A 26,106-nucleotide genomic window follows, 5' to 3' on the forward strand; every position below is an offset into this window, starting at 1 on the left:
GTCTCCTCCTACTGTTTGCAGCTAGGTGCGGGAACTACTTGGGTGGTCCATGGGGTGGCGGTCGGTGTGTGCCAGAGTTCGGCGGTGCCGGTGGTGTTCCTGCCGGTCAGCAGGTCCACGTCGAGGGTCCGGGTGGCGCCGGGACCGACGTCCACGGTGGCGATGACCACCTGCCGGCGACGTTCGATCCCGCTGCCCAGCGAGGTCGGTTTTCCGTCGACCCGGGCGCTGAGCACCGTGCCGCCCGCCGGGCTGTAGACGGAGATCAGGGTCCGGGCCGTGTACGGGTCGCCGGCCAGGCCGAGGCCGAGCACCGACTTGGCCAGACCCGAGTCGGGGGCCGAGGAGTGCAGGGTGAAGCGCAGCTTGAGCTGCCGCCGCCCCTCGTCGGCGCAGTCGCCGGTGGTGAGGGTCGCCGTCGGCCGTAGGTAGTAGCCGAGCTTCGCGCCGCTGCCGTCGTTGAGGAAGACCCCGACGGTCGGGGTGGTCTCCTGTTCGGGGAGCGCACCGGCGAGCCGGGTGTCGGCGAACGTCCGCTGTTCCGTGGATCGGGCACTCCAGAACAGTATCCGTCTTTCCGTGATGGAGCGGTCTAAAGCCGACAAAAGCACTCTTGGGTTGACCTTCTTCGTGAGGAAGGCGTCGAACACCGCGGAGGCCGAGGCGGCGAAGAAGGCGTCCTGCCCGGTGTCGTCGCGGCCCTGGTAGGCGTCGCTGAGCAGGGTGCGCACCACCTGGTTGCTGACCAGGGTGGCGTCGCCGGGCACCTGCACCGGCCCGGTGGCCTGGAGCAGGTAGGACAGCATCACCGGGTCGACGGTCAGCACCCCGTCGACGGTCACGCCGCTGTGCCGCCGGTACATCTCCCGGTAGAGCTTCGCCGCAGCGGGGAAGTTCGGGCTCAGGTTGACGTCGGCCGGGTAGATGCCCGGCAGGTCGGTGTAGAGCCGACGCACCTCCTCGTCCACCCGCAGCGCGGGGGTGAACCGCCCGAACTGGGCGCTGGTGCCCTGCTCGCGCATCCGGACCCGCCCGTCGTCGGCGTGGATCACCGCGTACGCGCCGAACATGCCGCCGGTCGCGCGCAGTTCGGCGAGGTTCTGCGAGAGCAGCAGGTAGCTGCGTGGCCCGTCCGCGCCGAGCAGGGCGGGCAGCACCCGGGCACCCCGCTCCGCCGCTCCGGTCAGCCCGGCCAGCCGCTCGATCTCCGCCCGCAACTCGGTCAACGCCGTGCCGAGCTGGCTGACCAGGTCCTCGGCGGGTACCGCGTCGAGGCCGGCCCGGGACCTGCGCACCGCGACGTCGGCGGCGGTCAGGTCCGCCGAGGCGGCCCGCAGCCGGGCCAGGTCCAGCCGCCCCTCGGTCGGCACCAGCGTGGTCAGGTCGGTGCGCAGCAGCGCCGGGAACGCCTCCCGGGCCAGGTCGTCGATGGCCACCGCGATGGTCCGGACGGCCGCGACGTCGTCCCCGGCGTACGGGGCGTGCCGGGCGAGCGCCCACCCGGGGTCCCCGGTGGCGGTCCGGGCAGCCCCGGCCTGCTCCTGCAACGCCGCCAGGGTGCGCTGGGCCCGGTCGAGGTCGCCGCCGAGCACCTGGGTGCTCAGCTCCCGGGCGAGCCCGGCCGCGTTGACCAGGTGGGCGCGCGCCTGCCAGCCCCGGAACCCCACCCAGCCGGCGGCACCGAACAGCACCGACCCGACGACCAGGCAGACCAGCAGGGCCCGGCGGACCCGTCGCCGGGTCCGCCGCCGCAGTCTCCGTCGGCCGCTGCGCGACCTACCGCTCTCCGCCACCCGTCGCTCCGCTCTCCCTTTCGGGCGATATGACCATTCATGAGCTTTGTAGCACGACAAATGCCACTGTCAGGCTGTTACCGAATTTTCGTACTTGCTTTAGTTCACGGTTATTGCCCGGCGGGCACCCGGGGGGACGCCACGTCCCGCAGCAGCGACTCGATCCGGTCCACCCCGGCCCGCAGGGACATCTCCCGCAGATAGGTCTCCCGCCCCCGCCGCCCCATCTCCGCCCGCGCGGACGGTGGGATCGTGCTGGCCAGCCAGAACCGGTCGGCCAGCGCGGCCCAGTCCTCGGGCGGGCAGGACAGCCCGGCCCGGGCCCGCTCCACCAGCGCCGCGGTGTCGCCCCCGGCCGAGGCCACCAGCGGGGCGGCACAGGCCAGCGCGGACTGCACCTTGCTCGGCACCGTCCCGTTCAGTTCCGGCAGATCCCGCAGGGTCACCAGCTGGTAGTCGGCGGCGGCGTACAGCTCGGGCATCTCCCCCGGCGACCGCCGGTCGAGGAACCGTACGTTGCCGGCCCCGAGTTCGCCGGCCAGGCCCCGTACCCGCCGCTCCTGCGCCCCGGAGCCGACCAGCACCAGATCCATCCGGTCGCGCAGCGCCGCCGCCGCCCGGACCGCGGTCTCTAGGCCCTGCCGTTCGCCGATCGTGCCGGCGTGCATGACGACGCAGCGCGCGTCCCCACGGACCAGTGCCTGGGCGGCCCGGCCGGCGCGCACCGGTTGGAAGATCCGCTCGTCGGTCCAGTTGGGCACGGTACGCACCCGGTCCCCGGCGACCCCGTCGGCGAGCACCAGGTCCCGCATCGAGGGGGCGGTGACCGCCACCGCGTCGGCCGCCCGCAACACCCGGCGCATGGTGGTGGTGATCCGGCCGGGCCGCTGCGGATCGGCCGCGACCTCCCCGGTCCAGAGATCCTGCACGTGCAGCACGGTGGGCACCCGGCCGAGCAGCCGCAGCAGCCCGGCGGCGGCGAAGCTGGTCGCGGGGAACTGGAAGACGTAGAGCACGTCGACGCCGGCCAGGTACCGCCGTCCGGCGAGCGCCGCGCTGCCGGCGAAGGAGAGGTAGCCGGCCATCCGGGCGGTGGGCGAGGCGTCGCCGCCCGCGTAGCGGGGCACCCGGCGTACGGTCAACCGCTCGCTGTGGGTCACGTGCCGCCAGCGCTGCCGCCACCCGGGATAGACGTGGCCGCCGGGATAGTCCGGGAACCCGGTCAGCACCCGCACCTCGTGTCCGCGCCGGGCCAGCTCCTCGGCGAGGCTGCCGGGGATGAACGCCGGTTCCGGCGGGAAGTGGTACGACAGGATTCCCACCCTCATCGCCGCGCTCCCCTCCGCGTTCTGTCGACGGGTCGTCGACCGACGCGGTCGAGGGCCGGGGGGCGACGGCGCACCGCCGCCCCCGACCCGCGGGCCGCCGTCGCCGCCCCGCCCGTGGCGGACAGGGCGGGACGGACGGACGGACCCGCGGCGGCACTCATCGCGGCAGCCGGGTGAGTTCCTGCGTCCGGTCGCTGGCCGGGTGCAGCCCCTGGTCCTCGCGGTGCGCGGCGGTGGCGCGGTCGGCCGGCACCGACGCCGGCGACGCGGTGGCGATCCGGTACGCCTCGTACTGGTAGGCGTCCGCGCGGGCCACCTTGGCCATGTTGAGCACACACCCGAGCAGCCGTACCGACACGGAGTGCAGGGACCGGGCCGCCGCGGCGGCCTGGGCGCGCGAGGTACGCCCCTGCTGGGTGACCAGCAACGCGCCGTCTGCCTGCACGGCCACCACCACGCCGTCGGTGACGGCCAGCAGGGGCGCGGTGTCGATCACCACGATGTCGGCGGACTCGCGCAGCGACAGGAGCAGGTCGGCCATCGACTTGGACCCCAGCAGCTCGCTCGGGTTCGGCGGGGTCGACCCGCTGGGCAGCACCAGCAGGGACTTGTCGCCCCAGCGCTGCACCACGTCACCGACCTGGACGTCGCCGACGAGCACGTCGGTGAGCCCGACGCCGCCGTCGACGCCGAGATAGTCGGCGACCTTCGGGCGGCGCAGGTCGGCGTCGACCAGCAGCACCCGCCAGCCCGCCTCGGCCAGCGCAATCGCCAGGTTGCAGGACAGGGTGGTCTTCCCCTCCCCCTGCAGCGCGCTGGTCACCGCGATCACCCGGGCCGGCTCGTGCACGTCCACGAAGCGCAGGTTGGTCCGCAGCTTGCGGACCGCCTCCGCGCGGGCCGACGTCGCCGCCTCGCCGACGATCAGCGGGGCCGCCTTGGCCGCCTGGTCGAACGGGATGTCGCCGAGCAGTGGGCTGCCGGTGGCACGTTGCAGGCCGGCGGCGTCACGCAGCCGTACGTCGACCATGCCGCGCAGCACGGCGAGCGCCACGCCGAGCAGGAGCCCGACCAGGACGCCGAGGGCGAGGTTGCGGTTGGGCTGCGGGGAGACCGGGCTGGCGCTGACCCGGGGGCCGCCCACCACCTCGATCCGGGTCGGTCCGGCCTTGCCGTCCGACGTGGTCTCGATCTTCTTGACCAGCTCGACGAACTTGGCCGACAGGGCCTCGGTTACCTTCATGGCCCGGGTCTGGTCGGTGTCGGTGACGCTGGCCCGCAGCAGCACGGTGCCCGGTTCGGTGGAGGTGGCGACCCGGCGCTGGATGTCGTCGGCGGTGAGGCCGAGGCCGGAGTCGGCGACCACGGCCTGCGCCAGGCGGTCGCTGCGCAGCAGGTCGGCATACGACTTCACCCGCTGCTGGAGGAAGAGTTCGCCCTGGTAGGCGTTGCTCACGCCCTGGTTGGGGGCGGTGACGAAGAACGTCACCGAGGCCACGTAACGGGGCGCCGTGCGGACCGTGACCAGCGCCGCCGAGCCGACCGTCAGCATCAGCGTGACCAGGACGATCCACCAGTGTCGGCGGACCAGGCGCAGGCAGGTGCGGACGTCCATCACGCCCTCCGTTCCGGCGGAACGGCCAGCTGGTGAAAAAGCACGAAGTCTCCCTAGGTTCCCATAACGCCGTGAGAGTATCTAAACGCAGCGAGTAGTCCTTTACGGTGCAGAAACAACGTATACGATGCAAACCGCTCGCCAGTGCCGAATCCTCGCAATCACGGAACAAAACGCAGAGGACGCCAATGAACCACGTAGACCCCCAGACGGATGACGACCCCAGCCAGCGGCGCGACTGGGTCACGCGACGCGCGAAGGCCCTGTCCTTGCTAACGCTCGACACCGCCTCCTGGTGCGCAGGTTTTCTGGTCGCCTCCTGGGCCCGGTACGAGTTCGGCATCACCCCCCGGCAGTGCGCCCTGGCCCTCGGCGCCGCCGGCGTGTGCGCGGTCATCCACGCCGCGCTCGAACAGGTCCGGTTCACCGCCCGGGGCCGACACCCGGTCGGCAGCGTCGGCGAGGCCCGCGACCTGGGCGGGACCGTCGTGCTGGCCGCCGCCGTGGCGCTGGCCGCGCTGCTGCCGATGGCCGAACGACCCATCCCGGCCAGCGTGCCGATCCTCGGCGCCGCCGTGGCGTTGCTGCTGATGGGGGCCGGCCGGGTCACCTACCGGTGGCGACGCGACCGCGACGCCCGGCCCGCCCGCTCGGCCGACCGGACCCTGATCTACGGGGTCGACGCGGCCAGCGAACGCCTCGTCCGGGTGCTGCTCGGCGACCCGACCAGCGGATACCTCCCGGTGGGGCTGCTCGACGACGACCCCGAGCGGCAGGGGCTGCGGGTGGCCGGGCTCCGGGTGCTCGGCGGCCGGGAGCAACTGATCCAGGCCGTCCGCGCCACCCGGGCCGCCACGGTGATCTTCTCGATCAACGGCTCGGACGCCGAGCTGATGCGTGACGTACGCAGCCGCACCCTGCAGGCCGGCGCCGCGTTCAAGGTGCTGCCGCCCGTACGCGAGCTGCTGGACCGCCCGGTCACCGCACACGCCGTCCGCGACCTACAGCTCACCGACCTGCTCGGACGAGCCCAGCGGGTCGCCGAACTACCGGTGGAGCGCAACGGGCTCGCCGGACGCCGGGTGCTGGTCACCGGCGCGGGCGGCTCGATCGGCTCGGAGCTGTGCCGGCAGATCGCCCGCTGCGACCCCGGCGAGCTGATGATGCTCGACCGGGACGAGTCGGCGCTGCACGCGCTGCAGATGTCCCTGCACGGGCGGGCGCTGCTGGACGGGCCGGAACTGATCCTCGCCGACCTCCGCGACGCCGACGGGATCGCCCGGATCATCGCCGAACGCCGACCCGACATCGTCTTCCACGCCGCCGCCCTCAAACACCTCACCCTGTTGCAGCGCCACCCGGGCGAGGCGGTCAAGACCAACGTCCAGGGCACGCTCAACGTGCTGGAGGCGTGCCGCGACGTCGCCGAGTTCGTGAACATCTCCACCGACAAGGCGGCCAACCCGATCAGCGTCCTCGGCTACTCCAAGCGGATCACCGAACGGCTGACCGCGCACTACGCCGAACGGTACGGCGGGGCGTTCCTCAGCGTCCGCTTCGGCAACGTGCTCAGCAGCCGGGGTTCGGTGCTCACCGCGTTCCAGGCCCAGGTCCGGGCCGGGCTGCCGATCACCGTGACCCACCCGGACGTGACCCGGTACTTCATGACCGTGCAGGAGGCGGTGCACCTGGTGCTCCAGGCCGCCGTCGTCGGCCGGGGCGGGGAGGCGCTGGTGCTGGACATGGGCGAACCGGTACGCATCGCCGAGGTGGCCCAGCGGCTGGCGGCCGAGGCGGCCCAGCCACCCGAGATCGTCTACACCGGCCTGCGCCCCGGGGAGAAGTTGCACGAGGACCTGTTCGGCGTCGACGAGATCGACAGCCGGCCGCTGCACCCGCTCATCTCCCACGTCCGGGTCCCCGCGCTGGACCCGGCGGAGCTGGCCGGGCTCGACCCGTACGGCGACCCGGAAGAGCTGGTCAAACGGCTGGCGGCCTGCTGCGATGACCGCCTCGTCCGGGTCGACGACACCGCCCGGCTGTCCACCCTGCCGTCACCACGCTGAACCCGCCGTCCGCCCGGCGGCACGCCGGGCGGACGGCGGGTTGCGCTCAGCGGTGACGCCCGGCGTCGTCGTCCCGCCCGTCCGGCTCGGTCTCCTCCAGCGCCTCGGTGACCGACCCGGTCAGGTCGTCACCCGGCACCGCGACCGCCTCGGCCCGGTCCTGCTCGTCGGGGCGGCCACCGGGTGGGGGCTGCGGCGCGGTGGCCCCGCCCGCGAAGCCGTACTCGTTCGGCTCGTCGTGCCGGCTCATAGGGGAATCCTTCCCGTCACGTTCGGTTCGTGCCCTGCTGGCCCCCGGTGGGGGTGTGCTCGGCTTACCCACGTCCGGGGGTCGGTAGTCGGCGGCGCGGTGGACGCCGCCGCGTTCAGGCCGGCCCCGAGCAGGTGGCGCAACACCACGACCGCCGCCGCCGTCGCCAGCGCCGACCAGCTCCGGCCGCCGGCCAGCCGGAGCAGACCCGCGGCGACCAGCAGGTCGAGCAGGACCCGCAGGGCGGTCCGCCACGACCGGGTGGTCAGTAGCACCACCGCGCCGACGCCGAGGGCGAGCGCGCTCACCCCGGTGGCGAGCAGCACCGCGACCCCGGTCATCGGGACGACCCGCCGCCGTCCCCGGTCGGGGCCGGCTGCGGGTCGGGGTGCGCCCGGTCACCGGCGTCCACCTGCCGCTTCTCCTGGGCGATCTCCCGGCGCAGCACGACGTTCAGCGCGGTACGGATCGTGGCGATCGCGGCCAGCTGACCCAGCTGGGCGAAGGTCGGCGACACCGCGGTCCGCAGGATGTCCGCCGCCAGCTGGAACTCCAGGCCGAGGGTGAGGAACCGGCCGAGGGAGAGCCGGATCGGGGTGAACACGGCGGCGCTGCGGTGCCGCAGCCCCTCGACCACGAACCGCAGCGCCGCCCAGAGCGCGCCGACGACGATGACGGTCGCGCCGATGGTCTCCACGACCCCCACCACGACCGCGTCGCCGTGGCGCAGCAGCTCGTCCAGGCTCACCGGGTGGCGTTACCCGCCCGCACCCCGGCTAGTCGACGGTCAGGACAGCTCGCGCACCGCCTCCAGGATCAGCCACAGGCCGCAGATGGCGAAGAGCACCGCCGCGCCGTACCGGATGGTCCGCTCCGGCAGGTGCCGGCCGAGCAGCCGGCCGACCAGGATGGCCAACGCGTCGGCGGCCACCATGCCCAGCGTCGAACCGAGCCAGGTGCCGAACCAGCCGTACTTGGTGGCCAGGGTGATGGTGGCGAGCATCGTCTTGTCGCCCAGTTCGGCCAGGAAGAACGCGACACCGACGGCGAAGATGGCGGACTTGCCGGTCTTCTCCGCCTTGCGCTTCTCCTCCTCGGTGAGCTTGTCGCCGCGCAGCGTCCAGACGCCGAAGCCGAGGAACGCCAGGCCGGCGGCCAGCGAGATCCAGCCGGTGGGCAGCGCCGCGTTCAGGCCGACGCCGATCGCCACCGAGGCCAGGTGCACGATCGCGGTGGCGACGGTGATGCCGATCAGCACCGGGACCGTCCTGAACCGGGTGGCGAACGTGAGCGCCATGAGCTGGGACTTGTCCCCCAGCTCGGCGACGAAGATGACGCCGAAGCTGACGACCAGCGCGACGAGGAAACCGTCCATGAGGAACCTTCCCGATCAGGCCGGGAGGAGGTGACGGGGCGACCTCGACCCGGCTGTGTTGACAGCCCGAGTCGAAGGTCTCGCCCGCCCCACCGCTGGTGGGGCCGCGTGGCCGGGTGCGGAACGCACCAGTGTGTCGACCACGACATTGGGGGCTACTCCCCTTCGCGCCTGACAGCCTAACCGACCGGCCCGGCCGGCCGGTGCGCCGGGTGCGCCGGGTCACCCCGCAGGTGCCCGTCGACGCCCCGACACACCGGGCCGGCGGTGTCGTCACCGGCGGACCGGCCGGCACCGGCCCGTCCGTCGGCCGCCGGGTGCCGGTCAGGCGGCGCGGGCCAGGGTGACCCCGAACAGGCCGGCCGGGTCGGTCCAGAACTCCGTCGGCAGGAATCCGGCCGCCGTCAGCTCCGCGCCGATCCCCGCCTGCCGGAACTTCGCCGACACCTCCGTACGCAGTTCCTCGTCGGCGGCGAACTCGACGGTCAGGTCGAGCGCGTCGACGCGGACCCGCATCGGGCGTCGGGCCCGCAGCCGCATCTCGATCCACTCCTGCGCCGGGTCCCAGTGGGCGACGTGGGCGAACGCGTCCGGATCGAAGTCGGCGGCCAACTCCCGGTTGATCACCCGCAGCACGTTGCGGTTGAACTCGGCGGTGACCCCGGCCGCGTCGTCGTACGCCGGCACGATCACCGCCGGGTCCTTGACCAGGTCGGTGCCGACGAGCAGGTGGTCGCCCGGCTCCAGGGCGGCGCGCATGGCGGCCAGGAAGTCGGCCCGCTCGGCCGGCACCAGGTTGCCGATGGTGCCGCCCAGGAAGACCACCAACCGGCGACCACCGGTCGGCAGCCGGTCCAGTTGGCGGGTGAAGTCCCCGACGATGCCGCGTACCCGCAGCGCCGGATAGTCCGTGGCGATCTGCGCGGTGGACTGCCGCAGCGCGCTCACCGACACGTCCAGCGGCACGAAGGTGCCCAGCCCGCCGTGCCGGGTGAACGCGTCCAACAGCAGCCGGGTCTTCTCCGACGAACCGGAGCCCAACTCAATCAGGGTCTTCGCCCCGGTCGCCGCCGCGATGTCCGGCGCCCGTTCGGCCAGCACCGCCCGTTCCGCCCGGGTCGGGTAGTACTCCGGCAGCCGGGTGATCTCCTCGAACAGCTCGCTGCCCCGGGCGTCGTAGAACCACTTCGGGGGCAGCCACTTGGGGTCGGCGGCCAGCCCGGTCCGCACGTCGGACCGCAACGCCCGGTCGAGGTCCCGTTCCTCCAGGTAGATCTCCAGCGGTTCCGCGCTCATGTCGTCCTCTCCTGCACCGAAAACGTCCTGTTCCGTCCGGTCAATCCAACTCACCGACGTGCACGCCGTCCGGTCCCGCCCGGACCCACCGCCGGTCGGGCACCTCTCGCCAGCCGGGCGCGTCGTCCACCGGCTCGGAGGCCAGCAGCGCCGTACCGTCGTCGGCGCGCACCGACAACGCGTGCCCCCACACGCTCGCCACCACCGACACGCCGTCGGTGAGCAGCAGGTTCAGCCGTGATCCCGGGGCCGCGGCGGCGACCTCCCGGACGGTCGCGACGACCGCCTCGGTCGGTGACGCGCCGGCCCGCAGCCGGTGCCGGACCAGCGCCCACAGCAGCGCCGAGTCGGTCGGCGCGTCGAGGGTGAGCAGGTCCCGCACCGGCAGGCCGCCGGCCGGCCCGACCACCGAGTCCGGCCAGCCACGCACCACCCCGTTGTGGCTGAACAACCACCGCCCCCCGGCGAACGGCGCGGCGGCGCTCTCCTGCACCGGCATGCCCACCGTGCCCGAGCGCACCGCCGCCAGCACCGCGCCGGAGCAGGTCACCGCCGCCAGCTCGGGCAGCGTCGGGTCGGACCAGATCGGGCCGGCCCGGCGGTACCGCACCGGGGCCCCGCCGCGACCGTCGTCCCCGCCATCCGTCCCGCGGGGGCCGGGGTACCAGCCGACGCCGAAGCCGTCGACGTTGACCGTGCCGCCGCCGCGCATGTCCCGGGGGGCCCAGGACTGCCGGACCAGCGAGTGCGGCGGGTCGTAGAGCAGCGACCGCAGGGTCACCGGGGGGCCGAGGTACGCCAGGTGCCGGCACATCAGGCGACACCGCCTCTCACCCGTGGGCCTCCTCGGGCCGGGCGTCCCGGGCGCAGCGGAAACCGCTGAAGATCTGCCGCCGGATCGGGTGGTCCCAGTTGCGGAAGGTGCCCCGGCAGGCCGCCCGGTCGGTGCCGAACGAGCCGCCACGCAGCACCCGGTAGTCGCCGCCGAAGAACACCTCCGAATACTCCGGGTAGGGGAAGACGGTGAAGCCGGGATGGCCGTGGAAGGGGCTCGCCGTCCACTCCCAGACGTCGCCGATCAGCTGGTGCACGCCGAGCGGCGAGGCGCCCGCCGGATAGGCCCCGACCGGCGCCGGCCACAGGTGCCGCTGCCCCAGGTTGGCGTGCTCGGCGGTCGGCTCGTCGTCGCCCCACGGCCAGCGCCGGGCGCGCCCGGTCGCCGGGTCCCAGCGGGCCGCCTTCTCCCACTCCGCCTCGGTCGGCAACCGCTTGCCGGCCCACCGCGCGTACGCCTGCGCCTCGTGCCAGCAGACGTGCACCACCGGCTCGTCGTCGCGTACCGGGGCCCACCGGCCGAACCGCTGGTAGGCCCAGCCGTCGCCGTCGCGTCGCCAGTGCATCGGCGCGGTCAGCCCGGCCTCGGTGCGGTGCCGCCAACCGGCCGCGCTCCACCAGCGCGGGTCGTCGTACCCGCCGTCGGCGAGGAACTCCCGGTACGCGCCGTTGGTGACCGGCGCGGCGTCGATGACGTACGCGGGCAGGTCGACGGTGTGCGCCGGGCGTTCGTTGTCCAGCGCCCACGGGTCGGTCGAGGTGCCCATGGTGAACGGCCCCGCCGGCACCAGCACCTCGGCGGCGACCCGGGCCCGGGGCTCGGGGGGCGGGGGCGCGTCGAGCACCGCCGGCCCGGAGCGTAGCTGGTGGGTGGCGAGCATGGTCTCGTCGTGCTGCTGCTCGTGCTGCACGATCATGCCGAAGACGAAGCCGTCGGCGACCAGCGGCCGCTCGGAGAACCGGACCCCGTCGAGCAGGTCGTGCACCTTGTCCCGCACGGTCGCCACATAGGCCCGCGCCTCGGTCGGGGGCAGCAACGGCAGGGAGGGGCGGTCCTTACGGGGCTGTTTGAACGCGTCGTACAGGTCGTCGATGTCGCGCCGCACCGGCTCCCGCCCACCGACGTCCCGGACCAGCCACAGTTCCTCCTGGTTGCCCACGTGGGCGAGGTCCCAGACCAGCGGCGACATCAGTGTCGAGTGCTGCCGGACCAGGTCCTCGTCGTCCACCGCGCTGGTCAACGCGTCGGTGCGGGCCCGGGTCCGGGCCAGTTCGGCGGCGATCCGGCTGCGCAACGCCTCGGGCTGCGCGCCCGGTTGCTCGGTGGTGGTCACCGGTCTCCCCTCTGCGCTGCGGCGATCCGTCGGCGGATCCCGCGGTCGATCTCGTCGTGGGTGTCGGTCGGCAGGTCGAGCGTCGGCAGCGTCTCCCGGGCCAGGTCGAGCAGGGCCACGGCCGCCGTGGCCAGGGCCGGGTCGGCCAGCCCGCACCGGGCGGCGGTGCGCCAGCGGTCGGCCACCGGCGCGGCGATCGTCCGGGCCGCCCGGACCGTCCGCTCGTCGCCCAGCAGCGCGGTCAGCACGGCCAGTGGGAGCGTCCAGTCCCGGCCGGGCTGGGCGTCGAGGTAGCGGACCTCCAGGTAGCCGCGCGGGCGTACCGGTGGGAAGAGCGTGCTGACGTGGTAGTCCAGGTCGTCGGTGGTGGGTGGGTCGGGCAGGGCCCCGGCTATCCAGTCGGCGAACGTGACCCCGTGCGGGGGTGTCCAGTCCGGGCCGTCGTGGCGTAGACAGAGCAGGGGCGCGGCGAGGACGTACTGCGTCCAGGCGGCGACCGGGTCCCGGTCCGGCTGGTGCGCCGACCAGACCGGGCCGGTGCGGGCCGGGTCGATGTCCAGCCAGGCGGCCATCCGGGCGGACGCCCAGCCGGTGGCCCGACCGGCGTGCCGGTCGGCGGTGGCGAAGGCCGCCACCAGTGGTGGCCCGACCGCGTGCACCGCCGCCCAGCGCTCGGCCAGGCCGGTGGCCTGGCCGACGTCGAGGCAGACCTGGAGGCCGGCGGTGCTGTACATCATGGTCTGCCCGGCCGGGCCGCGCCGGTCGAAGACGCAGCGCATGGCGCGGTAACGCGGGGTGTCGACCACCGGGCGGGGGTCCCGCCACGGGTCGATGCCGGTCTGCCCGCGCACCAGGCCGGCACGGGCGAGCAGGGCGTCAAGTTCGTCGATGTCGGCCTGGGTGGCCGAGACGAGCGCGGCGACCGAGGATCGCGGCGCGGTGGACACCTCCACCTGGCCGCCCGGCTCGACGGTCACGGTGCTGCCGTGCCGCAGGGGGCGGGCCGGGCTGGTGTCGTCCAGGGTGGGTGGGCTGTGCGGCCCGAGTGCCGCCCGGAGCCGCGTCCGGTCCAGTGGCCGGGCGGGGTCGGCGGCGTCGTGGACGGTCCATTCCAGTTCGACGCCGGTGAGGGTGGGTGGGCCGGTCTTGAAACAGATGCGGGCCAGGTGCCCGGCCGCCTCGGCGACTTCGCCGAGCACGGTCGACCGGTCCAGCCCGGGCGACGTCACCACGAGACGGTTTCCTCCCGACGCAGGGTCCGACCATGCCGGCCGGCGGGCACGGCCGACAGGGACCGTCCCGTCCTCCATCTTCTGACTCGGGGACCGATCCCGCAGACCCGACGGGAAGAAATAATTGTGAAGCCTTTTCGACTAGTTTTTGGGGCCGGGCCCCCCGCCGGGGCCCGCCGGACCACCGGTGGCAGCGGACGGCTTGGCCGACGGGCGCTGCGGAACCAGGGTGCGGCAGTACGCCTCCACCCGGTCGGCCCCGCCGGCGGCGGCCACCAGGTCGGCGTACCCGGGCCTGGTCACCGCCTTCGCACGCTGCGGGGGCGGCATGGCCAGGTAGGCCCGGCACTGCCCGACCAGTTTGCCGGTGTTCGCCGGCCCAGTGTGGCCGGGCGGCGTGGGCGGCGCCGAGGGACCGCCACCGGGCACGGTGCCGCCGGGCCGCCGCGACGGGCTCTGCCGCTGCGGTTCGGACCGGTACGGGGACGGCCGGTCGGTGTCGGCACCGGTGGGCGTGGCGGTGGCGGACGGGACGGGTCCGGGTGTCGGCTCGGCGGGACGGTCGAGGGCCCCGGCGGCGAAGGCGACCCCGGCGGTGGCGGTGGCGGCCAGCGCGGCGATCCAGGCCACCACGCCGGTGGACAGCCGGGGACGCCGTCGGCCGGCCGGGACGGGCCCGGGTGCCGCCGCGCCCCGGGCGGCCCGGAACGCCGCCAGCGCCGCCTGCTCACCGGCGAGCTCGTCGACCCGGGCCGGTGCGGCGGCCGCGGCCAGCAACCGGGTGAGCGGATCGTCGGTGGACGGCGCGGTCCCCGGCCCGGTCGAATCGAGCAGCCGCTCGGCCTCGGCCCGGCTCACCGGCCGACCGGAGCGGGCCGACCGGCGGAGGTTCATCCAGTCTCCCCTCATGTCAGCCGTCCGCCGGCTCGGCCCGCGACGCGTGCGGCGTCGGCCGGGGGCGGGGCGGGGCGACCCGCTCGTCGTCGGACGAACGGGGAGCGTCCCCGCGTTCCAGCATGGCCGCCAGCCGGCGCAGCCCCCGGTGCGCGGCCGTGCGGACCGCACCCGGCCGCCGGCCGAGCACCCGACCGGCGGTCTCCGCGTCCAGTCCCATCACCGCCCGCAGCAGCACCGCCTCGGCCTCCCGGGGCGGCAGGGTGGAGATCAACGCCAGCGCGGACTCGGTGCCGATCGTCTCGCCGGCCCGTTCGGCGGTGTCGGCGTCGCCGGCGAGGTCGCTGAGGTCCTGGACGGGAACCGGCAGGGACGGGCGGCGACGCTGGCGGCGCAGGTGGTCCATGGCCCGGTTCCGGGCGATCGTCACCGCCCAGGCGCGGAACTCGCCGCCGGTGAAGCGGGACAGGTCCCGGGCGATCTGCAACCAGGTCTCGGAGGCCACATCCTCGGCGTCCGCGCCGACGAGCGCGGTGAGATAGCGCAGCAGGCCCGGCTGGAGGCTGCGGTAGAGGACGCGGAACGACTCCTCGTCGCCGGCCTGCGCCGCCGCGACCGCCCCGGTCAGGTCGTCGGTCACCGCCGGGCCACCCCGTCGACCGACCCGGGCCGGCGACCGGCGGACACGCCGCCGCCCCGGCCCGACCAGCGGACCCCTTCGCGCACCTTCAGCCCCCCCGCTGCCCCGCTCGCACCCGACGCCGGGTGATCCGTCTGGTACGCCGCCGGGAGAGTACGGCGTCGGGTCTGGGCGCGGTACCGGCACCGGGACGGGCCAGAGGGGGCAACACTAGGAGCCGGAGCAGGGCGCAGGCAAGCGGTCGATGGGGCGGAAAAGGTGAGATAGATCAATCTCGCTGGCGGCGCGTCGGCGTAACACCGATCACCCTCCGGACGCTTACCGCCACGCCCTCCACCCCCCATGACGTCACCACGCACCATCGGTGACCGCACGACGGCCACCGGTGACCGACCGTCAGGCCGACCCCCGCCGGGACCTGGACAGGTCCTCCCGCGAGAACCCCGAAGGGATATCGGCGTCTGCCGGACGGGAGGACCCTGGGTACGGTATGGGGGTGTTGTCATCCGAGGTCGTGCTCAGCGGTCGCTACCGCCTGGACGAACGTGTCGCCACCGGCGGCATGGGCGATGTGTGGCGGGCCACCGACCTGGTTCTGGGTCGCCAGGTCGCGGTGAAGGTGCTGCTGCCGGCACTCGTCTCGGATCCCGACTTCATCGCCCGGTTCCGCGCCGAGGCGCGGATCATGGCGGCGCTGCGCCACCCCGGCATCGTGCAGGTCTTCGACTGCGGTGAGGACCGGCTCGACGACGGCGGCCGGGCCGACTACCTGGTCATGGAGTTCGTCGAGGGCGAACCGCTGTCGCGGCGGATCGAGTCCGCCGGCCACCTGGACGTGGACGAGACGATGTCGGTCGTGGCGCAGGCCGCCCAGGCCCTGCACGCCGCGCATGCCGGCGGCATCGTGCACCGCGACGTCAAGCCGAGCAACCTGCTGGTGCAGGAGGACGGCACGGTGGTGCTGGTCGACTTCGGCGTCGCCCGCTCCACCAATGTGACGAGCATCACCAGCACGAACGCGGTGCCGGGCACCGCCCTCTACATGGCACCCGAGCAGGCGTCCGGCCGGCCCGTGTCGGCCGCCACCGACATCTACGCCCTGGGCGCGGTGGCGTACTGCTGCCTGACCGGGCAGCCGCCGTTCACCGGGGACAACCCGCTCCAGGTGGCCGTGCGGCACCTGGACGACGAGCCGCCGGAGCTGCCCGCCGACATCCCGGTGGCGGTCCGGGCGCTGGTGGCGCGGGCGCTGGAGAAGGACCCGGCGGACCGCTTCGCCACCGGCGCCGAGATGGCCACCGCCGCCCGCGCCGCCGCCGGTGACGACACCGCCGCCACCGCACTGGTGACGCCGCCGCTGCGCCACCCGTCCCGGGCCGACCACGCCCGGGTCGGCCCGGCGGGGACGTCGACGACGGTGGTCGGCTCGGGGTCGCGGCGGCGCCGCCGGGGTTCCCTGGTCGGCGCGCTGGCCGCGGTGCTGGTGGCCCTGACCGCGCTCGGTGCGGCGTTGGGCGCCTCGAAGTCGCTCGACAGCGGTGTGCCCAACATCCGCAGCACCGGCCCGGCGGTGGCCCCCACCGACCGCTCCGAGATCCCGGCGGTGGTCGAGGAGACCGGCGCCGACGAGTCGTCGCGTCCACCCCGGCCGACCAACCAGTACGAGAAGCCGTCGCCGTCGGTGTCGGTCAGCCCGACGCCACTGCCGAACGGTTCGTCCGTGCCGCCGCCGACGAACTCCGCGCCGCCCACCCCGTCGGAGCCGGCCACCAGCGAGCCCGCCCAGACAGGTACGCCCACCACCGGACCGACCGCGGGCGAGCCGACGGCGACCACGACCGAGGCGGGCGGCGGGGGCGGCAACAACCCGCCGCCGGCCGGCACCTGACCGGTCGTCGCCCGGCACCGGGAACACCGCAGACCCCAGGAATACCAAAACGGACGTAGATCGCTATATCGCCATCTAGGCTCCCTGCAAGGACACGCTTGCAGGGAGCCCGGATGAACGCACAGAAGCTGGTCGTCATCGGTCAGGGATACGTCGGACTGCCGCTGGCCATGCGCGCCGTCGAGGCCGGGCTGGACGTGGTCGGGTTGGACGTCGACGCCGACCGGGTCAAGCGGCTGGCCTCCGGCGAGTCCTTCGTCGAGGACATCCCGGCCGACCGGCTGGGTCGGGCCCTGGCCAGCGGACGGTACCGGCCGAGCACCGAGTACCCGGACGCCGAGGGCTTCGACATCTGCGTGATCACCGTGCCCACCCCGCTGCGCGACGGGGTCCCCGACCTGAGCTTCGTCGAGCAGGCCGGTACCGCCGTCGGCCCGTACGTACGGCGCGGCTGCACGGTGGTGCTGGAGTCGACCACCTACCCGGGGACCACCGAGGACCTGCTCCGGCCACTGCTGGAGGCGGCGAGCGGGCTGCGCAGCCCGGGTGACTTCCACCTCGGCTACAGCCCGGAGCGGATCGACCCGGGCAACCCGACGTGGCGGCTGGAGAACACCCCGAAGGTGGTGTCCGGGGTGGACGCGGCGTCGCTGGAGCGGGTGGACGGCTTCTACCGGCGACTGGTCGAGCGGACCGTGCCGGTGGACTCCACCCGGGTGGCCGAGCTGACCAAGCTGATCGAGAACACCTTCCGCCAGGTCAACATCGCGCTGATCAACGAGCTGGCGATGGCCTCCCACCAGCTCGGCATCGACGCCTGGCAGGCCATCGAGGCCGCCTCGTCCAAGCCGTTCGGGTTCATGCCGTTCCGGCCCGGCCCGGGGGTCGGCGGGCACTGCCTGCCGATCGACCCGTGTTACCTGTCCTGGCAGGTCAAGCGCACCCTGGGCCGGCCCTTCCGGTTCATCGAGCTGGCCGACGACATCAACCACCAGATGCCCGAGCACGTGGCCCAGCGGGTGATGGCCGGGTTGAACCGGATCGGCCGGCCGGTCAACGGGGCGCGGCTGCTGCTGCTCGGGCTGGCGTACAAGAAGAACACCGGTGACATGCGCGATTCGCCGGCCGTCGACGTGGCCCGCCGGTTGCAGGCGCTCGGCGCGGACGTGCACGCGGTGGAACCGTACGCCGAGCCGCAGCACATCCCCGGCGGTGTGGTGGTGGTCGACCTGACCGCGCGGGAGGTCGCGGCGGCCGATGCGGTGGTCCTGGTCACCGACCACGACAGCTTCGACTACGACCTGGTCACCCGGCACGCCCGGTACGTCTTCGACACCCGGGACCGGTGCCGGGGCGCGATGGTGGAGCGGCTCTGACCGTCGCCCCGCCGGGCGGCGGGCAGGCCGGGCGGCGGGGCGACGGCCGGGGTCACTGCTCGCCGAGCGCCTCGACCACCGGGCGGGCCAGGGCACGCCGGGCCGGCAGCACCGAGGCGGCCAGCGCGGCCAGCACCGCCACGGCGAGGGTCAGGCCGAGCCGGCCCCAGGGCAGCACCAGCGTGAAGCCGCCACCCAGCCGGGCGACGAAGGCCACCGTGCCGGCACTCACCGCCACCCCCAGCGCGGTGCCCAGCAGCGCGCCGACCAGGGCGGTCAGCACCGCCTCGATGGCCAGCAGCAGGCGCATCCGCCCCCGGGACAACCCCAGGGCACGCAGCACGGCGTTCTCCCGGGTCCGTTCCACCACCGCGAGGCTGAGCGTGTTCGCGACGCCGACCAGGGCGATCACCACGGCCAGGCCGAGCAGCGCGGTGACGAAGGCGAGCAGCATGTCCACCGTGCCGGTGAGCATCTTCTTGTAGGCCGCCTGGTCCATCAGGTTCACCGTCGGGTACCGGGCGAGCACCGTCTCGATGGCGGCGCGGGCCCGCGCGGCGGACACCCCGTCGGCCGGCTCGACCTCGGCAAGTTGGCCGCGTTCGTCGGGGTAGAGCGCGGTGAAGTCGCTGTCGGCCAGGTCGACCACGTGCCCGGCGGGCACCCCCTGCGACGTCGGGCCGTCGGCGGCGACCACGGCGGCCACCCGGAACGGACGCCCGGCGACGGTGACCGTCGACCCCACCCGCCAACCCCGGGCGGCGGCCAGTTCGCGGTGCACCAGCACCGATCCCGGCTTCAGCTCCGCGACGTCCCCGGCGTCGACCGCGTCGAGGGAACGCCGGGCCAGCGCCGGGTGCGCCGACCGCAGCTCGACACCGTCGACGACCCGGTTGCGGTGCTCGTGCACCACCCCCACCTCGGGCCGGGCGGCCAGTTCCCCGGCGAGCGGGGCGGGCAGCTCGACACCGACACCGGTGACCACGAAGTCGACGCCGATGCGGGCGTCGACCGCACGCTCGATACCCGCCTTGACGCTGCCGGCGCCGACCACGAACGCCGAGACCAACCCGATGCCGATCACCAGGGCGGTGGCGGTCGCCGACACCCGGCGCGGGTTGCGGGCCGCGTTGGCGACGGCGAGCGCGGCGGTGGCCCCGAACACCTGCCGCAACGGCCGGCCGAGCAACCGGACCAGCACCGGTACCAGCAGCGGACCGAACATGACCATCCCGAAGAAGGACAGCACCCCACCCACGGCGACCAGGACGATCTGCCCGACGGCGGCGGCCCCGGCCAGCGCGGCGATGCCGGCGACGCCGACCAGCGCGCCGAGGGTCAGCCGGAGCCGCCCGGCGCCCCGGGCCGGGTGCCCGGCGGCGTCGGCGAGGGCGGCCACCGGCGGCACCCGGGTGCCCTGCCAGGCGGGCAGCAGCGCGGACCCGACGGTCACCAGGATGCCGAGCAGCAGGCTGATCCCGACCGTCCGGGCGGTCACCGTCAGGCCGGCGGCGGGAAGCGGCAGGTCGAGCCGGGGGACGAGGGCCGCCGCCCCGGTGGCCAGCCCGGCCCCGAGCGCGACCCCGAGGGCCGAGCCGGCCAGCCCGAGCGCCGCGGCCTCCAGCACGGCGGCCCGGAAGACCTGGCCCCGACGGGCCCCCACCAGCCGCAGCAGCGCGGTCCGCCGGGTCCGCTGGGCGAGCACGATGGCGAAGGTGTTGGCGATGACGAACCCCGCCACCACCACCGCCACCCCGGCGAAGACGAGCAGCACCAGACGGAACTGGTCGAGGTCGCGCACCCCGTCCTCGACGGCCTCGTCGAGGATGCGCTGCCGCGACTTCACCGTGGCGTCCCCACCGACCACGGCGGCCACCCGCTCGGAAAGGGCCGGGCCGGCCGTTCCCGGCGCGGCGGCCACCATGATCCGGTCGTAGCCCGGTCGTCCGCTGACGGCCAGCGCGTCCGCGCCCACCAACCCGACGAACGGGCCGCCGACGTCGCGCGTGGTTCCGGCCACGTCGACCGTGCCGACCAGGGTGTACGGGCGGGCCGCGCCGGTCGCGCCGCCGACGCCGACCGGGCCGCCGAGCGTGAACCCCTGCGCGGCGGCCGTGGACGCGTCGAGGACCACCTCGCCGGGGCGGTCGGGCAGCCGGCCGGCGACCACGTCGTAGGAGCGCAACGCGGGTCCGGTGGGGATCGCGGCGAGCAATCCGACGCCGAGCACCGGCCGGCCGTCGACGCCGACCACCCCGACGAGGGCGGTCAGCTCCCCGGCGGCCTCGGCCACCCCGTCGACCGTGCGCACCCGGTCGACCAGGGACGGCGGCAGGACGGTCCGGTCGGCGTAGACGCCCAGGTCGGTGTGCTTGTCGAAGGCGCCGGCCCGCTCGTAGGCCCCGGCCTGCATGCCGTCGGTGAGCATCAGCGTGCCGGCGACGAAGGCGACACCGAGCACGATCGCCACCGAGGAGAGCAGCAGACGCAGCGCGTCGGCGCGCAGCGTACGCAGGGTCAACCGCCACATCCCGGTCACCGCCCCCACCGGCTACGCCCGGCCCGGGGACCTGCGGGTCGGCCGCCTTCGGCGGGTGGGCGGGGCGCGGGACGGACGGCGGCAGGGACGGACATGGGGACTCCCGGTCGGCGTGGCACTGGACCCCTCCGACGCTAGGCAACGCCCCGGCGACCCGCGTCCACCCGCACGCGCGACCCGGCTGCGCCACAGGTCGACCCCGACCGGGGTGACCCGTACGACCCAGGTCGTACCCGGGTTCAGCCGCCCGGGGTGACCAGGCCGCTCTCGTACGCCAGGACCACCACCTGGACCCGGTCGCGGAGCTGGAGCTTGGCCAGGATCCGCCCGACGTGGGTCTTCACCGTCGCCTCGGCGACGTGCACCCGGGCGGCGATCTCGGCGTTGGCCAGCCCCTGCGCCACGAGCAGCAGGATCTCCCGTTCCCGGTCGGTGAGCTGGGCCAGTCGCGGGTCCTGCGCGGGTGCCGGGCCGAGCCGGTCGGCGAACCGGTCGAGCAGCCGACGGGTGATCGACGGGGCGACCACCGAGTCCCCCTGGGCGACCACCCGGATCGCCGCCAGCAGTTCCTCCGGCGGCACGTTCTTGAGCAGGAACCCGCTGGCCCCGGCGCGCAGCGCGGCGAACGCGTCCGCCTCGGTGTCGAACGTGGTGAGCACCAGCACCCGGGGCCGACCGTCGGTGGAGGCGGCACAGATCCGGCGGGTCGCCTCCACCCCGTCCATGGTCGGCATCCGCAGGTCCATCACCACCACGTCGGCCTCGACCCCGGCCAGCACCCGCAGCGCGTCCGCCCCGTCGATCGCCTCGCCGACCACGGTCAGGTCGGGTTGGGAGTCGAGCACCATCCGGAAGCCGGCCCGGACCAGCGCCTGGTCGTCCACGATCACCACTCGTACGGTCATGCCGCGATCACCTCCGCCTCCGGGGTCGACGGTAGCGGCAGCCGTACCTCGACCTGCCACCCGCCACCGGTGCGGGGGCCGGCGGTGAGGCGGCCGTCGTACACGCCGACCCGCTCGCGCATGCCGACCAGGCCGTGCCCGCCGGAGGGGGCCGGCCGGGCCGGCGGGCGACCGCGCCCGTCGTCGGTCACCCGGACCACCAGCCCGTCGTCGACGCCGAGCACGACCGTGGCGTGCGCGCCGACCCCGGCGTGTTTGAGGGTGTTGGTCAGGGCCTCCTGCACCACCCGGTAGACGGTCAGGTCGAGCCCGGGCGGCAGGGTGGCCGGCACCTCCCCGGCCCGGTACCCGACCAGCAGGCCGGCGTCGCGGAACCGACCCACCAGGGCGGGCAGTTCGGCGACGGTGGCGCGGCGGCGTTCCGGTTCGGTGTCGGCGGTGTCCGCGCCGGGGCCGGCCGTCGTCTCCGGCGGGTCGGGCTCCCGCAGCACGTCGACGAGCCGGCGCATCTCCTCCAGGGCCTGCCGGCCGGTGTCGGCCACCACCTTGACCGCGTGCCGGGCGGTCTCCGGGTCCCGGTCGAACATCAGCCGGGCCCCGTCGGCCTGCACGATCATCACCGCCATGCTGTGCGCCACCACGTCGTGCAGCTCGCGGGCGATCCGGGCGCGTTCGCCGACCACCGCCGCACGGGCCTCGGCCTCCCGTTCCCGTTCCAGGGTGGCGGCCCGCTCCTCCAGGCTGAGCACGTAGAGGCGACGGGTGCGGACGTTCAGCGCGGCCAGCCACACCCCGCCGGTGATCAGGCCGAAGTAGAGCGCGGTGGCCCACCAGGCGGCCTGGGAGACGGTCTGCGAGGCGGCCAGCAGCACCCCGACGGCGGCGACGCCGCCGGCCAGCATGCCGTCGCGGAGCCGGTCGGCGTACTTGACCACGCTGTAGAGGGCGACGAGCACGGCGACGTCGTAGGCCAGCGGCCCCCAGCCGGCGACCACCTGGACCAGTGCCAGTGCGGCGACGACCGTCGCGACCAGTGAGGGGTGGCCGCGCCGGAACAGCAGGGCCACCGCCATGGCCAGGCCGACCAGTGCGGACGGCCAGCCGCCGGGCTGGGTCCACGCCCCGGGCTGGGCCGCCGTGACCAGGGTGAAGAGCACCACCAGCACGCTGACGCCGACGTCGAAGGCGACGCCGCGCAGCGGGCGACCGAACAGGGTACGGCTCACGGTGACCGAGCGTAGTGCCCCGCGCGGGGTGGCTGCGGGTCCGTCGGCCGACCGGGGTTCAGACCAGCGCGCGGAGCCGGGCGATCTCGACGGTCTGTTCGGTCGCCACCGCGTTGGCGAACTCGTTGAGCTGCTGGTCGGCACCGGCGGAGAGGAGCTCGGTGGCCATGGTCACCGCACCGGCGTGGTGGGCGGTCATCAGCTGGACGAAGAGCCGGTCGAAGGCGGCGCCCCGGGCGGCGTCGAGCTGCCGCAGCGCCTCGGGGGACTGCATGCCCGGCATCCGGCCGTGGTCGTGGCCGGGCTCCCCGGCGGCCAGGCCCCGGGCGGCGAGCCAGCCGCGCAGCAGGCCGAGCTCCGGCTCCTGGGTACCCCTGATCCGGGCGGCGATCGCCTTGACCTGGGCGCTGGCGGCCCGGTCGGGGGCCAGCTCGGCCATCTGGAGGGCCTGTTGGTGGTGCGGGATCATCATCCGCACGAACCAGACGTCGGGGGTGTTGTACCGGGGTGTGCCGGGGGCGCGGACCTCCCGCGCGGGCCGGGTCGCGGCGGGCTCCCCCGGCCGGCCGGGCACGATCACCCCGGGGGTGTCGGGCGAACCGGTCGTGGTCGGCGTCGCCGTGGGGGCGGACGTCGTCGGGGTCGGCGGTCCGTCGGGGCGCAGGGCCAGCCCGACCGGCACCGCGACGGTGACGGCGACTGTGACGGCGAGCAGGATGCGCCCACGTCGGCCGGTCATGCGACTCCCCCTCCGGTCGAGGTCGCCGCGATCGTATCCATTCACTGCCACCAATAGATGTGATACGGCTCACATCAACTCTCATCACTGGCCGGTAAGGTGCCTAGTACGCATCGTCCCCTTTCGAAGGGTTCCGCCGATGATCAGGTTCTCCCTGCCCCGAGCACGGCAGTTGAAGATCGTCAGCGTGGTCGCCGCCGGCCTGCTGGTGGCGAGCGTCGCCACCAGCCCGGCGGGCGTCGCCGCACCGGCCACCGCGACCCGGGGCGGGACGCCGGCGGCCCCCGGCCTCGCCGTCGACGAGATCTCCAGCAGCCCCAACCTGCGCCAGGTCGCCAACCTGCCCAAGCAGGCGCCGTTCGACACCACCAGCGCGCTCGGCACCGACATGGCCTTCCAGGGCCGCTACGCCTTCGTCGGCAACTACAACGGCTTCGTCATCTACGACATCGCCCGGCCCAGCGCCCCGACGATCGTGTCGCAGGTGCTCTGCCCCGGCTCGCAGAACGACATCTCGGTCTACGGCGACCTGCTCTTCCTCTCCACCGACTCGTCCCGCACCGACGACTCGTGCGCCAGCGCGAGCCAACCGGCGACGGTGAAGGAGTCCTGGGAGGGCATCAAGGTCTTCGACATCAGCGACAAGGCCAACCCGCGCTACATCAAGTCGGTGGAGACCGCCTGCGGCTCGCACACCCACACCCTCGTCCCCGGCAAGGACCGCAGGACGGTCTACCTGTACGTGTCGTCGTACAGCCCACGGGCCGACTTCCCCGACTGCCAGCCGCCGCACGACTCGATCTCGATCGTGAAGGTCCCGGTGCACAGGCCCACCGAGGCGGCCGTGGTGGCCACCCCGAACCTCTTCCCCGACGGCGGCTACGAGGGCGTCCCCGGGCAGACCTCGGCCACCACCGGCTGCCACGACATCACCGCCTACCCGGCCAAGGACCTGGCCGCCGGCGCGTGCATGGGTGACGGCGTCCTGCTGGACATCCGCAACCGGGAGGCGCCCCGGGTGATCAACCGGGTGCGGGACACGGTCAACTTCGCGTTCTGGCACTCGGCGACGTTCAACAACGCCGGAACTAAGGTGGTGTTCACCGACGAACTCGGCGGCGGCGGCGCGGCCACCTGCAACGAGGTCGTCGGCCCGAACCGGGGCGCGGACGCCGTCTACGACATCACCGGCCGGGGCGACGCCCGCACGATGGTCTTCCGCAGCTACTACAAGATCCCCCGCAGCAACGCCGACACCGAGAACTGCGTGGCCCACAACGGCTCGCTGATCCCCGTCCTCGGCAAGGACATCATGGTGCAGGCGTGGTACCAGGGCGGGGTCTCGGTCTGGGACTTCACCGACTCGACCCGCCCGAAGGAGATCGGCTTCTGGGAGCGCGGGCCGCTGTCGGACACCCAGCTCACCACCGGCGGCGCCTGGTCGACGTACTACTACAACGGGCACATCTACTCCAGCGACATCCAGAAGGGCCTGGACGTGCTGAAGCTCAACGACTGGCGGACCTGGACGGCCGACCTCGTCCGGGTGCCCGAGCTGAACGCGCAGACCCAGGCCGGCTACCTGAGCTGGTAGTCCCGACCGGCGACGGCCCGGCCCCCGCACGTCGGGGGGCCGGGCCGTCCGTCGTGCGAGGGGTCAGCGGATCGGCAACCGGTAGCGGCGTTCCTGCCCACCACCGGCCACGGTGACCAGCCGGACCTCGCCGTCGCGCAGCCCGTACGTCACCGACCAGCGGGTGTGCCCCTGCCGGACCTGGCCCAGCAGCCGCAGCGCCGCCGCCGGGTCCACCCGGCCGTCGGCCGCGTCCAGCGCCGTCGCCAGGACGCCGTAGCGGTGGTCGCGACGACGCTGCTGCTCGGGTACGTCGACCACCGGCACGTTGGTCAGGGCCTGCCACCGCCCCTGCCCGCGCTGCACCCGCATGGTCCCGTCGACGAACTCGACCACCGCCGACCGGCCGCCCGCGTCGGCGAGCAGGTAGTGCAGCGGCGGCCCGCCGTCGAAGTCGAGGTTGTGCCGGCCGAACAGCGCCACCGCCTCGTCCACCGTGGCCGCCCGGTCCAGCACCAACCGCAGGATGCGCACCGACCCGACCGTGGGCCGGCCCGGCACCGGCTTCGCCGTCGCGGTGTCGTCGGCGGCCAGTCCGACGGCCAGCCCCCGCTCGTTCATCCCGTCGAAGGGCAGCAGCGGCGCGTCGAGCAGCCGGCGGTCGCCGGTCGGGTCCGGGCCCACCCCGAGATAGGACAGGTCGACCAGGGAGACCGAGGCGTACCCCTCGGGGGGATCGGTGCGCAGCACCATCGCCGGGTTGGCGTCCCAGTCGAAGTTGCGGGCGAACAGCGGCCGGGCCGGGTCGCCGGAGGCGGCGAAGAGGGAACAGCCGAACGGGCCGGTGTCCGGCCGGGCGTCGGTGCCCACCGTCGGGTCGTAGCCGCCGACGTAGGTCATCTCGTAGAGCGGCAGGTCGTCGACCTTGCGCAGGCTGTCCAGCGTCCGTCGAGCCTGCTCCGGGTCCTGCCGGGAGGCGCGCGGCGGGCTCGCGGACGCCGACGCCGGACCGGTCCGGGTCGACTCCGTCGGGGTGGCCCGATCCGTCGGGGTGGCCTGGGCACAGCCGGTGGCGACGAGCGACAGGGCCAGTCCGGCCCCCAGCAGCATCCTGCGCATATCTCCTGAACGCTAGGGCAGCCGTGTCGGGATGTCCACCGTGGCCGTAACCGCGCACGTCGATGTCGGGCCGGTCGGTACGGT

General features: G+C 74.3%; 22 protein-coding genes. 4 read left to right on the top strand and 18 right to left on the bottom strand.

What is annotated here, in order from left to right; translation table 11 throughout:
- Positions 1-8: 8 nt before the first annotated feature.
- From ACN261_RS25955 to ACN261_RS25965, 3 genes are all read right to left on the bottom strand, one after another.
- Complete coding sequence (locus ACN261_RS25955) at positions 9-1,793, bottom strand: DUF4012 domain-containing protein (protein ID WP_425852625.1); 1,785 nt, start codon at positions 1,791-1,793, stop codon at positions 9-11.
- 110 nt (positions 1,794-1,903) lie between these two features.
- A complete protein-coding gene (locus tag ACN261_RS25960) occupies positions 1,904-3,121 on the bottom strand; it encodes a glycosyltransferase family 4 protein (protein WP_421482279.1) in 1,218 nt (405 codons plus the stop codon).
- A 157-nt stretch (positions 3,122-3,278) separates the two neighbouring features.
- Positions 3,279-4,736 (bottom strand): polysaccharide biosynthesis tyrosine autokinase, encoded by a 1,458-nt coding sequence (locus ACN261_RS25965; protein WP_421482281.1) that lies wholly within the window; start codon positions 4,734-4,736, stop codon positions 3,279-3,281.
- Positions 4,737-4,924: 188 nt separating this feature from the next.
- On the opposite strand from ACN261_RS25965, the gene ACN261_RS25970 reads away from it, so the two are divergent.
- A complete protein-coding gene (locus ACN261_RS25970; protein WP_421482282.1) occupies positions 4,925-6,802 on the top strand; it encodes a polysaccharide biosynthesis protein in 1,878 nt (625 codons plus the stop codon).
- 46 nt (positions 6,803-6,848) lie between these two features.
- Here the strand turns inward: ACN261_RS25970 and ACN261_RS25975 are convergent, their stop codons facing one another.
- The 10 genes from ACN261_RS25975 to ACN261_RS26020 form a co-directional block, all read right to left on the bottom strand.
- On the bottom strand, positions 6,849-7,052 hold the full coding sequence (locus tag ACN261_RS25975) for a hypothetical protein (RefSeq protein WP_204922861.1): 204 nt from the start codon (positions 7,050-7,052) through the stop codon (positions 6,849-6,851).
- Positions 7,049-7,393, bottom strand: coding sequence for a hypothetical protein (locus ACN261_RS25980; RefSeq protein ID WP_425852628.1), 345 nt, complete (start codon positions 7,391-7,393; stop codon positions 7,049-7,051). Before ACN261_RS25980 ends, ACN261_RS25975 begins: the two co-directional genes overlap by 4 nt.
- Complete coding sequence (locus ACN261_RS25985) at positions 7,390-7,800, bottom strand: DUF1622 domain-containing protein (protein ID WP_421482284.1); 411 nt, start codon at positions 7,798-7,800, stop codon at positions 7,390-7,392. The genes ACN261_RS25980 and ACN261_RS25985 overlap by 4 nt, the downstream gene beginning before the upstream one ends.
- A 39-nt stretch (positions 7,801-7,839) precedes the next feature.
- Entirely contained in the window at positions 7,840-8,427 is a 588-nt protein-coding gene (locus ACN261_RS25990) for a TMEM165/GDT1 family protein (protein ID WP_425852630.1), read from the bottom strand.
- A gap of 324 nt (positions 8,428-8,751) precedes the next feature.
- The gene (gene egtD / locus ACN261_RS25995; protein ID WP_421482285.1) at positions 8,752-9,723 is read right to left on the bottom strand and encodes an L-histidine N(alpha)-methyltransferase; all 972 of its coding nucleotides are present in this window, start codon (positions 9,721-9,723) and stop codon (positions 8,752-8,754) included.
- Between the two features lie 40 nt (positions 9,724-9,763).
- The gene (gene egtC / locus ACN261_RS26000; RefSeq protein WP_421482286.1) at positions 9,764-10,537 is read right to left on the bottom strand and encodes an ergothioneine biosynthesis protein EgtC; all 774 of its coding nucleotides are present in this window, start codon (positions 10,535-10,537) and stop codon (positions 9,764-9,766) included.
- Between the two features lie 16 nt (positions 10,538-10,553).
- The gene (gene egtB / locus ACN261_RS26005) at positions 10,554-11,891 is read right to left on the bottom strand and encodes an ergothioneine biosynthesis protein EgtB (RefSeq protein ID WP_425852632.1); all 1,338 of its coding nucleotides are present in this window, start codon (positions 11,889-11,891) and stop codon (positions 10,554-10,556) included.
- Entirely contained in the window at positions 11,888-13,123 is a 1,236-nt protein-coding gene (egtA, locus tag ACN261_RS26010; protein WP_421482288.1) for an ergothioneine biosynthesis glutamate--cysteine ligase EgtA, read from the bottom strand. Before egtA ends, egtB begins: the two co-directional genes overlap by 4 nt.
- Before the next feature lie 141 nt (positions 13,124-13,264).
- A complete protein-coding gene (locus ACN261_RS26015; protein WP_421482289.1) occupies positions 13,265-14,017 on the bottom strand; it encodes a hypothetical protein in 753 nt (250 codons plus the stop codon).
- A 16-nt stretch (positions 14,018-14,033) separates the two neighbouring features.
- On the bottom strand, positions 14,034-14,657 hold the full coding sequence (locus ACN261_RS26020) for an RNA polymerase sigma factor (protein WP_421482290.1): 624 nt from the start codon (positions 14,655-14,657) through the stop codon (positions 14,034-14,036).
- 490 nt (positions 14,658-15,147) lie between these two features.
- Between ACN261_RS26020 and ACN261_RS26025 the strand changes: the two genes are divergently transcribed.
- Together ACN261_RS26025 and ACN261_RS26030 are read left to right on the top strand one after the other, a co-directional pair.
- Entirely contained in the window at positions 15,148-16,545 is a 1,398-nt protein-coding gene (locus ACN261_RS26025) for a protein kinase domain-containing protein (protein WP_421482291.1), read from the top strand.
- Between the two features lie 113 nt (positions 16,546-16,658).
- Positions 16,659-17,921, top strand: coding sequence for a nucleotide sugar dehydrogenase (locus ACN261_RS26030; RefSeq protein ID WP_421482292.1), 1,263 nt, complete (start codon positions 16,659-16,661; stop codon positions 17,919-17,921).
- A 52-nt stretch (positions 17,922-17,973) separates the two neighbouring features.
- On the opposite strand, the gene ACN261_RS26035 is transcribed toward ACN261_RS26030, so the two are convergent.
- The 4 genes from ACN261_RS26035 to ACN261_RS26050 all read right to left on the bottom strand — a co-directional run bounded on the left by ACN261_RS26035 (position 17,974) and on the right by ACN261_RS26050 (position 23,330).
- A complete protein-coding gene (locus ACN261_RS26035; RefSeq protein ID WP_421486827.1) occupies positions 17,974-20,451 on the bottom strand; it encodes an ABC transporter permease in 2,478 nt (825 codons plus the stop codon).
- Between the two features lie 248 nt (positions 20,452-20,699).
- On the bottom strand, positions 20,700-21,365 hold the full coding sequence (locus ACN261_RS26040; protein WP_421482293.1) for a response regulator: 666 nt from the start codon (positions 21,363-21,365) through the stop codon (positions 20,700-20,702).
- Positions 21,362-22,591, bottom strand: coding sequence for a sensor histidine kinase (locus tag ACN261_RS26045; protein WP_421482294.1), 1,230 nt, complete (start codon positions 22,589-22,591; stop codon positions 21,362-21,364). The genes ACN261_RS26040 and ACN261_RS26045 overlap by 4 nt, the downstream gene beginning before the upstream one ends.
- A gap of 58 nt (positions 22,592-22,649) precedes the next feature.
- Positions 22,650-23,330 (bottom strand): DUF305 domain-containing protein, encoded by a 681-nt coding sequence (locus ACN261_RS26050; protein ID WP_421482295.1) that lies wholly within the window; start codon positions 23,328-23,330, stop codon positions 22,650-22,652.
- A gap of 139 nt (positions 23,331-23,469) precedes the next feature.
- Between ACN261_RS26050 and ACN261_RS26055 the strand changes: the two genes are divergently transcribed.
- The gene (locus tag ACN261_RS26055) at positions 23,470-24,924 is read left to right on the top strand and encodes an LVIVD repeat-containing protein (RefSeq protein ID WP_425852638.1); all 1,455 of its coding nucleotides are present in this window, start codon (positions 23,470-23,472) and stop codon (positions 24,922-24,924) included.
- A 63-nt stretch (positions 24,925-24,987) separates the two neighbouring features.
- On the opposite strand, the gene ACN261_RS26060 is transcribed toward ACN261_RS26055, so the two are convergent.
- On the bottom strand, positions 24,988-26,022 hold the full coding sequence (locus ACN261_RS26060) for a linear amide C-N hydrolase (RefSeq protein WP_421482297.1): 1,035 nt from the start codon (positions 26,020-26,022) through the stop codon (positions 24,988-24,990).
- Between the last annotated feature and the right edge of the window lie 84 nt (positions 26,023-26,106).

This window comes from Micromonospora sp. WMMD723, from assembly GCF_049863385.1.
GTDB classification, from domain to species: Bacteria; Actinomycetota; Actinomycetes; order Mycobacteriales; family Micromonosporaceae; genus Micromonospora; species Micromonospora wenchangensis.

What these genes read in the sequence shown, in the direction of transcription:
- ACN261_RS25970 (WP_421482282.1), top strand. Translation starts at nt 4,925, where the DNA reads ATGAACCACGTAGACCCCCAGACGGATGACGACCCCAGCCAGCGGCGC.
- ACN261_RS26015 (WP_421482289.1), bottom strand. Translation starts at nt 14,017, where the DNA reads ATGAACCTCCGCCGGTCGGCCCGCTCCGGTCGGCCGGTGAGCCGGGCC.
- ACN261_RS26035 (WP_421486827.1), bottom strand. Translation starts at nt 20,451, where the DNA reads ATGTGGCGGTTGACCCTGCGTACGCTGCGCGCCGACGCGCTGCGTCTG.
- ACN261_RS26060 (WP_421482297.1), bottom strand. Translation starts at nt 26,022, where the DNA reads ATGCGCAGGATGCTGCTGGGGGCCGGACTGGCCCTGTCGCTCGTCGCC.
- ACN261_RS25980 (WP_425852628.1), bottom strand. Translation starts at nt 7,393, where the DNA reads ATGACCGGGGTCGCGGTGCTGCTCGCCACCGGGGTGAGCGCGCTCGCC.
- ACN261_RS25965 (WP_421482281.1), bottom strand. Translation starts at nt 4,736, where the DNA reads ATGGACGTCCGCACCTGCCTGCGCCTGGTCCGCCGACACTGGTGGATC.
- ACN261_RS25975 (WP_204922861.1), bottom strand. Translation starts at nt 7,052, where the DNA reads ATGAGCCGGCACGACGAGCCGAACGAGTACGGCTTCGCGGGCGGGGCC.
- ACN261_RS25960 (WP_421482279.1), bottom strand. Translation starts at nt 3,121, where the DNA reads ATGAGGGTGGGAATCCTGTCGTACCACTTCCCGCCGGAACCGGCGTTC.
- egtD (WP_421482285.1), bottom strand. Translation starts at nt 9,723, where the DNA reads ATGAGCGCGGAACCGCTGGAGATCTACCTGGAGGAACGGGACCTCGAC.
- ACN261_RS25990 (WP_425852630.1), bottom strand. Translation starts at nt 8,427, where the DNA reads ATGGACGGTTTCCTCGTCGCGCTGGTCGTCAGCTTCGGCGTCATCTTC.
- egtC (WP_421482286.1), bottom strand. Translation starts at nt 10,537, where the DNA reads ATGTGCCGGCACCTGGCGTACCTCGGCCCCCCGGTGACCCTGCGGTCG.
- ACN261_RS26025 (WP_421482291.1), top strand. Translation starts at nt 15,148, where the DNA reads ATGGGGGTGTTGTCATCCGAGGTCGTGCTCAGCGGTCGCTACCGCCTG.
- ACN261_RS26050 (WP_421482295.1), bottom strand. Translation starts at nt 23,330, where the DNA reads ATGACCGGCCGACGTGGGCGCATCCTGCTCGCCGTCACAGTCGCCGTC.
- ACN261_RS26055 (WP_425852638.1), top strand. Translation starts at nt 23,470, where the DNA reads ATGATCAGGTTCTCCCTGCCCCGAGCACGGCAGTTGAAGATCGTCAGC.
- ACN261_RS26030 (WP_421482292.1), top strand. Translation starts at nt 16,659, where the DNA reads ATGAACGCACAGAAGCTGGTCGTCATCGGTCAGGGATACGTCGGACTG.
- ACN261_RS26040 (WP_421482293.1), bottom strand. Translation starts at nt 21,365, where the DNA reads ATGACCGTACGAGTGGTGATCGTGGACGACCAGGCGCTGGTCCGGGCC.